Source organism: Proteus sp. STS61-E, from assembly GCF_040932335.1.
GTDB lineage: Bacteria > Pseudomonadota > Gammaproteobacteria > Enterobacterales > Enterobacteriaceae > Proteus > Proteus mirabilis_B.
Map to the genome: position 1 here is coordinate 21,642 of NZ_JBFQGE010000006.1, position 13,569 is coordinate 35,210.

9 protein-coding genes are annotated in these 13,569 nt (G+C 37.1%); 6 read left to right on the top strand and 3 right to left on the bottom strand.

All coding sequences use genetic code 11. From position 1 onward, the window contains the following. Positions 1-34 precede the first annotated feature (34 nt). Positions 35-658, top strand: coding sequence for an isochorismate family cysteine hydrolase YcaC (gene ycaC, locus AB4J89_RS13885; RefSeq protein WP_023583682.1), 624 nt, complete (start codon positions 35-37; stop codon positions 656-658). A 122-nt stretch (positions 659-780) separates the two neighbouring features. Continuing rightward, positions 781-1,977, top strand: a complete 1,197-nt coding sequence (locus AB4J89_RS13890) for a lactate oxidase (protein ID WP_270756858.1) — start codon at positions 781-783, stop codon at positions 1,975-1,977. Positions 1,978-2,060: 83 nt separating this feature from the next. Here the strand turns inward: AB4J89_RS13890 and eptB are convergent, their stop codons facing one another. Then, complete coding sequence (gene eptB / locus AB4J89_RS13895) at positions 2,061-3,752, bottom strand: kdo(2)-lipid A phosphoethanolamine 7''-transferase (protein ID WP_368469639.1); 1,692 nt, start codon at positions 3,750-3,752, stop codon at positions 2,061-2,063. A gap of 531 nt (positions 3,753-4,283) precedes the next feature. On the opposite strand from eptB, the gene fdhF reads away from it, so the two are divergent. The 4 genes from fdhF (at position 4,284) to AB4J89_RS13915 (ending at position 10,568) form a co-directional block, all read left to right on the top strand. Beyond that, positions 4,284-6,428 (top strand): formate dehydrogenase subunit alpha, encoded by a 2,145-nt coding sequence (fdhF, locus tag AB4J89_RS13900; RefSeq protein ID WP_368469641.1) that lies wholly within the window; start codon positions 4,284-4,286, stop codon positions 6,426-6,428. Between the two features lie 300 nt (positions 6,429-6,728). Next, on the top strand, positions 6,729-8,306 hold the full coding sequence (locus tag AB4J89_RS13905) for a PTS transporter subunit EIIC (protein WP_311755423.1): 1,578 nt from the start codon (positions 6,729-6,731) through the stop codon (positions 8,304-8,306). A 14-nt stretch (positions 8,307-8,320) separates the two neighbouring features. Then, positions 8,321-9,682, top strand: coding sequence for a 6-phospho-alpha-glucosidase (locus AB4J89_RS13910; RefSeq protein ID WP_099660037.1), 1,362 nt, complete (start codon positions 8,321-8,323; stop codon positions 9,680-9,682). Positions 9,683-9,791: 109 nt separating this feature from the next. Continuing rightward, positions 9,792-10,568 (top strand): MurR/RpiR family transcriptional regulator, encoded by a 777-nt coding sequence (locus tag AB4J89_RS13915; protein WP_088493874.1) that lies wholly within the window; start codon positions 9,792-9,794, stop codon positions 10,566-10,568. Between the two features lie 20 nt (positions 10,569-10,588). Here AB4J89_RS13915 and AB4J89_RS13920 read toward each other — a convergent pair whose 3' ends face one another. Both AB4J89_RS13920 and AB4J89_RS13925 read right to left on the bottom strand, forming a co-directional pair. Continuing rightward, on the bottom strand, positions 10,589-11,476 hold the full coding sequence (locus tag AB4J89_RS13920; RefSeq protein ID WP_088493873.1) for a 2OG-Fe dioxygenase family protein: 888 nt from the start codon (positions 11,474-11,476) through the stop codon (positions 10,589-10,591). 166 nt (positions 11,477-11,642) lie between these two features. Continuing rightward, positions 11,643-13,256: a sigma 54-interacting transcriptional regulator gene (locus AB4J89_RS13925; RefSeq protein WP_088493872.1), complete on the bottom strand. Its 1,614-nt coding sequence runs from the start codon at positions 13,254-13,256 to the stop codon at positions 11,643-11,645. Positions 13,257-13,569 lie beyond the last annotated feature (313 nt).

Sequence of the window (13,569 nt, forward strand, 5' to 3'; positions counted from 1 at the left end):
GAGTCTTACCTCTATTATACTATCGGAGATTATTATGAGCTTTAAATATCATCGTATCGATAAAAATAATGCTGCTGTTCTGTTGGTAGACCATCAAGCTGGGTTACTTTCTTTAGTCAGAGATATCGAGCCTGATAAATTCAATAATAATGTATTAGCATTAGCTAACGCCGCTAAATACTTTAATTTACCTACCATTTTAACGACTTCTTTTGAAGATGGTCCTAATGGTCCTCTAATGCCTCAACTTGTTGAAATGTTTCCAGATGCGCCTTATATTGCACGTCCTGGTCAAATCAACGCGTGGGATAATGAAGACTTCGTCAAAGCGGTTAAAGCAACAGGTAAAAAACAACTGATTATTGCGGGTGTTGTGACTGAGGTTTGTGTCGCATTCCCTGCATTATCTGCACTTGAAGAAGGTTTTGAAGTCTTCGTGGTAACCGATGCTTCAGGAACTTTCAATGCCATTTCTCGTGACTCTGCATGGGATAGAATGTCAAAAGCAGGGGCACAATTAATTAACTGGTTTGGTTTAGCTTGTGAATTACACCGTGATTGGCGTAATGATGTCGAAGGATTAGGTACGCTCTTTGCAAATCATATTCCAGATTATCGTAATCTTATGACAAGCTATAATACTTTAACAAAAAAGTAAGCGGTTAATTTAAGTTTTATCTAAAAATAGGGCTTATATTATTTTTTGATAAATATAGTTTAATTGAATTTTGAATTTATTAAATTATAGATATAAGCCCTTAATTAATAAATGGATCTAAAATGAAAAGTAAAATATTAAAAACCACTGCTATTGCGATGGCATTAAGTGTGGGTGTTGCACAAGCAGCTGAATATAAAGCAAGTACCGCAGAAGGCCCAATAAAAATAGTTAACTTAAAGGCGATGGAAGCACAAGTTCAAGCGAATATGGATAAAGGGGCTTTCGGTTATATTCGAGGTGGTGCTGAAGACGAAAATAATTTACGTTCAAACACAACGGCATTTGATAAAAAATATATTATGCCTCGTTCATTACAAGGCATCGAATTTTCTGACTTAGATTTAAAAACAGAATTTTTGGGTATTAAATTAGATACGCCTATTATTCAGGCACCGATGGCAGCTCAAGGGCTTGCACATCAACAAGGCGAAGTCGCCACAGCAAAAGGTATGGCAAAAGCAGGCTCTATTTTTTCATTAAGTACTTATGGTAATAAAACCATTAAAGAAGTGGCAGATGCTCAACCGGGTTATCCTTTTTTCTTCCAGTTGTATATGAGTAAAAATGATGCCTTTAACGAGTATATTTTATCTCAAGCAAAACAGTATGGCGCTAAAGGTATCATTTTAACTGTTGATTCACCTGTCGGTGGTTATCGTGAAGATGATATTAAAAATAGCTTCCAGTTCCCACTAGGTTTTGCCAACTTAGAAGCATTTGCAAAAATTAGCGATGATAAATCTAAGACAGGTAAAGGTGCGGGTATTAGCGAAATTTATGCTCAAGCTAAACAAGCCTTCACACCAGCAGATATTCAGTATGTGAAAAAAATGTCTGGTTTACCTGTGATTGTAAAAGGTATCGAATCACCTGAAGATGCAGATATGGCAATTAAAGCAGGCGCAGATGCTATTTGGGTTTCTAACCACGGTGGTCGTCAATTAGACAGTGCGCCAGCAACGATTGATGTCTTACCTGCAATTGCTAAAGTGGTAAATAAACGTGTTCCTATCGTTTTTGATAGTGGTGTACGTCGTGGCTCACATGTCTTTAAAGCATTAGCCAGTGGTGCAGATGTTGTCGCTGTTGGTCGTCCAATTCTTTATGGATTAAATTTAGGGGGCGCTGAAGGTGTAAATTCAGTTATCCAACATTTAAATAAAGAATTAAAAATTAATATGATGTTAGGCGGGGCGAAAACAGTAAAAGATATTCAAGCCACTCAACTTTATACTGATGCCAGTTTTAATCAATAATTAGTTTATTTAAGTTAAAAATAATAAAAAACCCCATGCTTGATATTGAGCATGGGGTTTTGTCTATTGGTTATTACGAAAATTTAATTTTGGGTTGATGGCATATCACCAAAACAGAGGTTATTTTGATTATTAATACCGCCATCTGGAGAGGAATAACCCAAGCAACCTAACATCGAATCAAAAATATTATGATGATAGAACGTGCGCTCTGCATCTTGATTACGTTTTAGGTTATCAAATAATTGCTTATTTTCAGGCTCTGCTAAATAGCTATCTGACATCCAAACTAAGAAAGGCACTTTAAATTGTTCTGGTGGTGCAATTTCTTTTGGTGTTCCGTGTAAACCACCTTTCTCTGAAATAGATTCACCATGGTCGGAGGTATAAAACACAATGGCTTTTTTATCGCGTAATGTGTCGAGTATGCCATCAATAAAATAGTCGGTATAAAGAATAGAGTTGTCATAAGCATTTACTAACTGCTCTTTAGTACACTCATCATCCACATTTAAACATTCAGGTTGGTATTTTTTGAAGGATTCCGGGTAACGCTGTGAATACATAAAGTGTGAGCCTTTAGTATGTAAAATCACTAAATGATTTCCCTTTGGATGCTGAGAAACCGCATTCGCTGTTTCAGAAATTAATAAAGTATCATCAAGCTCTTTACCAAAGTTGCTGTTTTTGGCGGTCATCATCTCTTTCATTGCGTAGTTATCTAAATCAAGCTTATTGTAAAACCACAATTCGCTTTGCATTGAAAAGAGTTCTGATGACATACCTAGTTGGCTTAATACTGAGAAAATATTGTTCTCTTTTAATGTCCGCTGATCGTTACTTTCTGTTCCGTCTTCTCGTACAAACATACATTTTAAAGAGAGCTTTGTTGCGGTATCGCAAGAAATACCTTTAAAGGCTACGAGGTTTTTCTCTTGGCTTAAAAGAGGATTCGTTTGACGTTCATATCCTAACAATCCCATATGATCCCATCTTGCTGTTTCACCAATAATAAAGACGACATATACATCTTCATTAGCCTTTGAGGGCTGATAAGTGAAGTGATCGGCAGGATTAAAAATATTCTGGTTATTAAACGTATCGTCATATTGCGTTATTGCATATTGGAATAATGGAATAATCCAATTTGTAGGTAAATAAGCATAACTTAAGCCACCACTATAACTTGGCAAATCCAAATTATTTTTTATTTCATAGGCTTTTTGTCTTGAATCGAGTGTTTTCAAATAGGTAAAAACAGCCAGCGCAATCACCAGCATTTTGGCAGTGTTTTTTATCCAGATTTTTTTCTTTTGTTGAGTCGTTAGATTTTTCTCTGGTTTTTTACATAGCCAAATAAGCGCCAATGGCAAAATAGACAAACCAATAATCCAAAGAATGACATTTGGGCTAACTAGCTCTTTAGATAAATCCGTATCTGTAGTGAGTGTTGAAATGATAATGCCGTATCCAATGACAACGTCATAAAAAGAAATATAGTAACTAGCACAAACACTCACGACGAGAATAAAGGAGGCTACTATTTTAAAGAAGAGAGTGCCGAAGAAAGAGAGTAGTCGTAATAGAAAGAAGGTAAAGGCAATATTAACGGCAATTTCACCTAGAATATATAATGCATCAATGAGGGGGTTGTTTGTATTCTGTGTGCCGTATCGACCAATGTAAACGGAAAGATTAAGAAAAAAACCAAGGTAGACAGCTAAAAAAAGGGCAATATTTTCTTTCGAAAACCTTAAAAACTTTAATTTTTGCATGTTCAATTATTATCAAAATGTATGGTGTAGAGGTCTTTAAGACCACGAAGTTATTTTCAGGTTCAGTATTATGTGCTTTTTTTTATTGAAGTTTAAAAATTTTTTATTTGAATTGCATTAATATCAAAATTATTAATTTTAAATAGTTCTAGTAGATAGGAATATTGATAGAAATATTAGCAGGTTGTCATCATTATATACGGTAAGACTCTGATAAAGGCAGATAAGAAAGCGTATTTATTATTTTGATTTCTCAGATGAAATGAATAAGTATAATTACGTTATAAGTCTTAATTTATAACGAATTTTGATAGAAACACAAATCGACATAAATATCGTCATTAGTGTCGAGCACTTCCTATTGTTTTAGTTTTCATTGTTTTCTTACTCACTCAATGTTTTTTATTTTTCTTTATTTTTCATTGCGTTGTAGAAAAGTAAAAAAGCGTGCTTATTTGGCACACTCTCTGCATAGATAGAGGAGAGAATCAGGTAATAACCTGAAAGTTGATGAACACAGGAGCAATGTTGATGAAAAAAGTCATCACGGTCTGTCCGTATTGCGCCTCAGGATGCAAAATCTACCTGAAGGTGGAAAACGGTAAAATCATTGGCGCTGAAGGAGCCAATGGTTTAACAAACCAAGGTGAGCTGTGTCTGAAAGGGTATTATGGATGGGATTTTATCCATGATACTAAGATACTGACTCCACGTCTTAAAACACCTATGATCCGTCGTGAAAGAGGCGGAAAATTAGAATCGGTTTCTTGGGAAGAAGCGATTGAGTTTGCGAGTAGCAAACTTCTTGCTATCAAAGAGAAATACGGTGCTAAATCTATTATGACAACCGGCTCTTCACGAGGCCCAGGTAACGAAGCTAACTTCGTTATGCAGAAATTTGCTCGTGCGGTTATCGGAAATAATAATATAGATTGCTGTGCTCGTGTCTGACACGGCCCTTCGGTTGCAGGTCTGCAGCGTTCGGTCGGTAATGGTGCTATGAGCAACTCAATCGTTGAGATTGAGGATACCAAATGTCTATTTGTCTTCGGTTATAACGCCGCAGACTCGCATCCTATTGTTGCTCGCCGTATTGTTAAGGCGAAAGAAAAGGGTGCCAAAATTATTGTATGTGACCCTCGTTACATCGAAACAGCACGTTTAGCCGATTTACACTTAGGCTTAAAAAATGGCTCTAACATTGCGCTATTAAATGCAATTGCGCATGTGATTATTGAAGAAGGATTGCATGATAAATCCTTTATTGAAAATCACACCGAGCAATTTGAAGAATATTGTAAATTAGTTGAAAGCTATACACCTGAATCAGTTGAAGAAACAACAGGTTTAAGTGCTCAAATTATTCGTGAAGCTGCGCGTATGTACGCAAAAGCAGAAACAGCAACAATTCTTTGGGGAATGGGTGTCACTCAGTTCTACCAAGGTGTTGAAACAGTTCGTTCACTGACTAGCTTGGCATTATTAACCGGTAATTTAGGTAAAAAATATGTCGGTGTTGGCCCTGTTCGTGGTCAAAATAACGTACAAGGTGCGTGTGATATGGGTGCATTACCTAATACACTGCCGGGTTATCAGTACGTTACTGACGAAAAAGCGCGTGAGAAATTTGCTAAATTCTGGGGCATTGAATCCATGCCTGATGAAGTGGGCTATGCGTTAAGTGAAGTCCCTCATAATATCGATCACGGCTTATTAAAAGCTCACTATGTAATGGGTGAAGATCCACTGCAAACTGAGCCTGATTTAGCAACCATCCGTAGAACGTTTGAAAAACTGGATCTACTGATAGTACAAGATATCTTTATGACCAAAACAGCAGCGATTGCTGACGTTATTTTCCCTGCAACATCATGGGGTGAGCATGAAGGTGTTTATACTGCGGCAGACCGTGGCTTCCAACGTTTCTATAAAGCGGTTGAACCTGTTGGTGATGTGAAAACAGACTGGCAAATCATCAGTCTGATGGCAACAGCAATGGGTTATCCAATGCATTACAACAATACCAAAGAAATTTGGGATGAGTTGCGTGAGTTATGCCCAATTTATTATGGTGCGACTTACGAAAAAATGGCGGACTTGGCTTATATTCAATGGCCTTGCCCAACAGAAGATAGCCCAGGTACACAATATCTGTACGAAGGCAGTAAATTTGATACCCCTAACGGTAAAGGTCAATTCTTTACTTGTGAGTGGGCACCACCAATTGACAAACTGTCTGATGAATTCCCAATGGTACTGGCAACAGTCCGTGAAGTTGGGCACTACTCTTGCCGTTCAATGACAGGTAACTGTAAAGCATTGGCAGCATTAGCAGATGAGCCAGGTTATGTTCAGTTAAATACTGAAGATGCCAAACGACTGGGTATTAAAGATCAAGAGTTAGTTTGGATACGCTCTCGTCAAGGTAAAGTTATTACGCGTGCTGCGGTCAGTGATAGACCAAATAAAGGCGCGGTATATATGACTTACCAGTGGTGGATTGGTGCTTGTAACGAACTCGTTGCAGAAAACTTAAGCCCAATTACTAAAACACCTGAGTATAAATATTGTGCAGTATGTGTTGAGCCAATCAAGGAGCAGGCTCAGGCAGAACACTATGTGAAAACGGAATATAGCAATATTAAACGTCGTTTAAGAGAAGCCGCCGAGGGCTAATCTAACCTAATTAGTATTGTTTTTCTGCCTTAAGACCGAGTTTATTAACCTTGTGTTAGTAAGCTCGGTTTTTTTATGATTTTTTATTGTTGTCTGGACTTTTTCTCTTCTGCTTATCGTCGAAAAATCACTAAACTTTTGTCTGAATATTCACCATGCGTTGGCTCACAATAAAAAAAGTAACATGTTACTTTTAACGTAATCCGTTTCTAAATCAAGTGGATAAATTGCTTTTTATTTAATGCCAGCGCAGGATGCTGTCATGGAAATGAGTGTAAGAAAACAACAACGAGATACCGTATGAAAAAACTCATTAATGCCCTACAAGCGTTTGGTAAATCCTTATATGGGCCAGTCTTGATATTGCCTATTGTCGGTTTATATATCGCTTTAGGTAATGTCTTTGGCAATGGCAATCTTGCGGAATATATTCCGTTTTTAAATCACCCGGTTATTCAAAGTATTGGGCAATTGCTCGCAAAATCATCTGTTGCTATTTTAATCAATCTGGCACTGATTTTTGCTGTGGGTATTCCCGTTGGTTTAGCGAAAAAAGACAAAGGTTACGCTGGTTTAATTGGCCTAGTGGTGTTTGTTATTTTCACGAATGCCATGAATATTACGCTAACGCTACAAGGTAAACTGGTTAGCGCAGAAGAGATGCGAGCTGCTGGTCAAGGCATGGTATTAGGCGTCCAAGTCCTAGAGATGGGCGTATTTGCCGGTATTTTAACTGGGGCAATATCAGGGTGGCTTTATAATCGTTACTCAGGTCGTCAGTTTAACGGCATTATGGCTATCTACTCTGGTCACTGCTTTGTCGCCATTATTGCTATTCCATTCACCATTGCACTTGCTGTTTTAATGTGTGAAGTCTGGCCTTTTGCTCAGGCAGGTATTACTAAGATGGCGCTTGTTATTCATGATTCTGGTGCTTTTGGTGCACTGATTTATGGATTCTTAGAACGTATTCTTATCCCAACTGGATTACACCATTTAGTCTATACCCCATTTTTGTATACCGAACTAGGCGGTGTTGCTGATGTTTGCGGCACAACTTATCAAGGTGCAAGAAATATCTACTTTGCTGAAATGGCGTGCCCTGAGGTTAAACAACTCAGCAGCACTGTGATTTGGGATGCGCGCGGTATTGCTAAAATGTTCGGCTTAACTGCCGCAGCAGCTGCCATGATCTCTGTGGCTAAAAAAGAGAAAAAGCAGATGGCGAAGGCGATTTTAATTCCTGCGGCTGCGACCTCTTTCTTACTTGGTGTAACAGAGCCTCTTGAGTTTTCCTTCCTATTTGTTGCCCCTGTTTTGTTTTTAGTTCACGCCGTATTAACCGGTATTGGCATGATGTTGTTCTACCTATTAGGTGTTCATGCGATTGGTGCGAACGGTGTCATTGATTTCATTCTATATAACTTGCCGTTAGGCACTGAAAAATCAAATTGGCCTATGTATATCGTAGTGGGTTTGATTATGTCAGTTCTCTATTTCGTTATCTTTAGAACCTTGATTTTAAAACTTAATCTTAAAACACCAGGCCGTGAAGATGATGATGAAGAGACGCGTTTATACAGCAAAGAAGATTACAAGAAAAAAGCAGAAGCAGTTACTGCCTCTGAAGAAACTACTCAAACTATCAATGAGTTAGGTGAAGAGATTATTGAAGGACTCGGTGGACGTGACAATATTGAAGTGGTTGATAATTGTTATACCCGCTTAAGAGTCATTGTTAAAAATGTCGATGCAATTCATGAAGATATCTTGAAGAAAACCGGTGCTAAAGGCGTTGTGCGCCACGGTAATAATGTTCAAGTGGTTTATGGATTACATGTGAAAAAAATGCGTGAAGCGGTCGAAGCCGCACTTTAATAGGAGAAAGAAAGATGACTAAATCACCCTTTATCTTAAGTATTGCAGGCGGCGGAAGCACCTATACACCGGGAATTGTTAAAAGCTTAATGGTACGTTTAGAGGATTTCCCACTAAGTGAAATTCGTTTATACGACATCGATCAAGAGCGCCAAGATACCATCGCCCCTGTCGTTGAAAAAGTGATCCGTGATCATAGTGATACCATTAAATTTACAGTGACAACGGATGCAAAAACCGCATTTGATGGTGCTCATTTTGTGTTTGCTCAAATGCGTGTGGGTCAATACAAAATGCGTGAGCAGGATGAAAAAATTCCATTACGTCATGGTGTTGTAGGGCAAGAAACCTGTGGACCTGGCGGGCTTGCTTACGGTTTACGTACTATTTTACCTATGGTTGAATTAATTGATTTAGTTGAGGAATATGCCTCTCCTAAAGCATGGATTGTAAACTATTCAAACCCAGCGGCGATTGTTGCTGAAGGTGTACGTCGTTTACGTCCTAATGCTCGAGTATTGAATATCTGTGATATGCCTGTTGCGGCGATGCGTAATATGGCAGCCGTATTAAACGTTGATCGCCATGATTTAGATGTGGATTATTTTGGTCTAAATCACTTTGGTTGGTTTACTTCTGTACGTGTAAAAGGTGAAGAGAAACTGCCTGAATTACGTGAACATATCGCTAAATTTGGTCTTTTAACTGAAGATGCAGCTCAAACTGATCCACAACACTCTGATCCATCATGGGTGAAAACATGGCGTCATATTCAGCCATTAATGGAAGCATTCCCTGAATATATTCCAAACCCATATTTGCAGTATTACTTGATGCCAAATTATATCGTTGAGCATCAAGATCCAGATTACACCCGTGCGAATGAAGTGATGGATGGTCGTGAAAAACGCTTATTTGAAGCTGCGCGTGAATACAAAGAGACCGGTATTTTACCTGATGCTTTCCACGTTGGCGTTCATGGTGCCTTTATTGTTGATGTAGCATGTTCTTTAGCCTTTGATTTACGTCAGCGCCATTTAGTGATTGTTGAAAATAAAGGTGCGATTGCAGATTTACCTTATGATGCAATGGTCGAAGTGCCAGCATATATCACTTCTCACGGACCAGAGCCTATTCGTGTTGGCGACATCCCGCGTTTCCATCGTACTTTGTTAGAGCAACAATTGGCATCAGAGCAATTGTTAGTGGAAGCAACCCTTGAAGGTAGCTACGAGAAAGCACTTGAGGCGTTCACACTGAATAAAACAGTGCCAAGTGTGATCCACGCTAAGAAGATCCTCGATGATATGATTGAAGCAAATCGAGAGTATTGGCCTGAATTACGTAAAGCTTATGTAAATGGTAAGCGTGTTTGATCTCAAGACTTGCTGTTAATGAGTAATTGAATAAGAATGCTGTTCTATCACCAGAACAGCATTTTCCTTTTATGTTGGTAAGGACGATGTATCAATTAAGGTAACAGGTATGTCGGCACGATTATCATCTTTACTATCAAGAGCAGCAGAATTAACCCGTGCAGAATATCGCATCCTTTCCTATCTAATTGATAATCCGACACAAGTCGGCAAGCTTACCATTAGAGAACTTGCACAAGCCAATTTTGTTTCGACAACCACCATTATGCGTCTTTGCCAGAAATTAGGTTTTTCTGGTTATAGTGAGCTGGTGTATTACTGCAAACAGTTGTTATCTACGGCTGAAAAATCCCATCAACTGAAAAGTGATGAAAATGAGGTAGCAGAGCCTCTTTTTGATCAGTTTTTGGCGAACTATTTAAAAACTTTCACCTTAATTTCAGATGAACGAAGACAAGCTTTTGCTGATTTAATTAACAGTAAGAACTCATTTTTTATTTATGGTGCAGGTTTTTCTCATATATTTTCAGAATATATCAGTAAGCGGTTACAGTTGATTGGTAAAGATGCTTTTCTTTCTGGACTGAGTGACAGTAAGAATATCTTTATTAATAATGCGTCACGCTATACGGTTTTTATTGCGATATCTCGTAGCGGAGAGACAGAACAAGTTGTTGAAAAGGCGAGAATAGCCAAAAGTATTGGTATGAAGATTGTTGCCTTTACTCGAGCAAGTGCCAATCCGTTGGCTGAACTTGCTGATATTCATTTCCCCATTTATGACGATGCAGTGAATTATCATTGTGACACTATCGAGAGCTCGTCTTTTGAATCAAACCTTGTCTTGATGATTGATTTATTACTCAGCCGAGCTCAACGATTTTAATTTATGCGATGATGCTTTAACTAAGCGACTGACTGATTTAAATAAAGCGTTAAAGGTAAGTCAGGATGTGAATTCATCGAATCAAATTTATGTGATGGGTGAGAATCAACGGTTGGATAGCGAGATAACAAAACGATAAAATCTTGGTAAGCCTGATTTTTATTATCATGAGTAAAAATAGGTGTACCGCTATGATTTAATTCATTATCTGCAATTAATAGAACATCAAGATATTGCGCATTATTGTGTTCATAAAGCACATTTTTAGGGTTAATTTCTTGCCAAGGTGTTCCTATGGCTTCTTTCGGTGAATGAACACGCAAAGCACCTGTATTATCTTTAACGTTATTCTTATTCATCATCACAATCATGGTGTGATCAACGCCATCTTTATGAACTCCTTCAATTGAAAGTTCACTTAAAGAATCTGGTTGGGCAATTAACCTTAAATGGAAAACAGTAGATATTGATTTAGGCGAATTTTGATCTGTTAAGTGACGTGGTGTAAATGTATTACCCTGAATTAATAGCATTTTTAATTTTAATAACGCTTGATAAGCTGTATTGCTCTGCCAGCGATCATCAAGTGCTCTAAAATGCCGTTGAGCGCCACTATCTTCACGAATAAATCCATCTTCTTCAGTGAGAACAAAAGGTTGATACTCTAGTCTGGAGATCGTTGCTATATCATTATCAAAAAGGTAGCGTCCAGTTCGAGAATGACGAAATGAAAGCGTTGGATCTTGTGCTAAATAGTCACCATATTCCATTAGTGCATTAATATCTTTTTCTTCAGCACCTAATTGTTTTATTAAATCAATGACAATATCTTGAGGGATAAAAACATATTTATTATTTTTGTATTCTTTTCTTATTTCACTAATTTTATTTATAAGCAGGCTATTCATATAATATGCTCCATTGATGGTTTATATTATTAATAATTAATTAGAGGGATAACTAATAAAATATAATCAACTAGATTATAGATAGAGATTAATAAGTTTCAAATGGATAAAAAAAAGAGTGTAATTAATTTATTACACTCTTTTTAAATAAGTAATTATTTCAGAATTAAAGTATTTCTGGAATTGAAATGCCTAAACGTTGCATCCGTGATAATAACGTTGTTCTTTTTAATCCTAATTTTAAAGCAGCGCCTCTAGCACCAGCAACCACACCATTGGTTTCTCTCAATGCTTGAATTATCCTTTCTCGCTCCTCATCATCACTTTCTGGCGCACTAGTTTGCATACGCTTTTCAATAGATGAAGGTTGAGATAGCACCTGTTTTAAACGAGAGGGCTTATTAATATGAAGCTCTTTTAACTGAAGATTTAATGTTGATCCTCGCGTTAAGATAACTGCGCGTTCAATAATATTTTCAAGTTCACGAACATTACCCGGCCATGGATAAAGTGTTAATTGTTCCAATGCATTAGCTGGAATACAATCTATTTTTCTATCCATTCTTCGCGCAATTTTTTGCGTGAAATGTTTTGCTAAAAGCGGAATATCTTCAGGTCGCTCTCTTAGGGGAGGAATAATAATAGGAAAAACATTAAGGCGATAATAAAGATCTTCTCTAAATTCACCTTCATCCGTTAAATCATGGAGATCTTTATTGGTTGCCGCGATAAGTCTAACATCCACAGGAATAACTTTATTACCACCTAATCTTTCTATTTCACGCTCTTGAAGTACACGAAGCAATTTAGGTTGTAATTCAATGGGCATATCACCAATTTCATCTAAAAATAGCGTACTTTTATCCGCCATTTCAAATCGACCAATATGCGTATTTGTTGCACCTGTAAATGCACCTTTATCGTGACCAAAGAGATCGCTTTCTAAAAGACCAGAAGGTACTGCTGCACAGTTCATTTTTATCATCGTCTTATTTTTTCGCTGACTTAGACGATGAATAGCGCGTGCAATTAATTCTTTACCAGTACCCGTTTCACCTAATATAAGAACGGTACTATCACTTTGTGCTACTAACTCAATTTGTTCGAGCACATTATGCATAGCATCGCTTTGATAAATAATCTCACTAAAGCATGCATTATTATCTATCTGTTCATTAAGCCAAATATTTTCATTCTTTAAACTATCTTTTAAATGCGTTATCTCTTCATAAGCGGCGGCATTTTCAATGGCAATACCAATACGTGCCGCAATTTGTTGAAGCAATTGACAAGTATCGTTAGTAAAAACGCTTCCTATTTCATGCGCTAAAATTAATAAACCGAGAGGTTTATGATTAAAAGCCAGTGGCAATAACAAAGCCGTCTGCATATTTTGCTTAACTAGACGCTTAATCAAAACATCTTCCTGATCTTCTTTATTAATATCAATTAAGACAGGTTTATTCTGATTAATAATTTCTTCGGCTTTGTTATTCGCGCTACTAAATTTACGTTGTTGGCGAATGACAGATTTCCCAGTCTGATAACGACTAGAATAAAGAATACCTTCATTACTATTTTGTGATGAGGTACGGCATAACATAAGACTAATATGGTTCAGTCCAAAAAAACGATGTATTTCTTTAGAGACTTCAGAAATAAGACCATCCATGTCTAGATGAGCTAATACAGAATTTGTGATATCAACCAATATTCGATATTGGTTACGCTCATTACGAAGGCTCTCCATAGTTTCAGCATTGTTACTGCTTAATTTCATGACACCACCGATTGCCCTAAAAAATTAGCTATATTGTAGTAGGTTTATAATAAATTTATATCAATGACTGAATCATTTTTGATCCAACCCGCTATTTTTGTATATGTAATGAAACTTAAGAATATAAACGTATCAAATCACTATATAATCAAATATATAGCGATTTATTTTATCGTCAAAATTGTCGAATAATTTGACGAAGTGACTTATTTATTAATTAATAATCATTTTTATTTGAAAATTATTTAATTGAAAAATAAGGAATAGTTACATCAAAAATATATTGGCATGAACCGTGCTAGATTCATTCTAT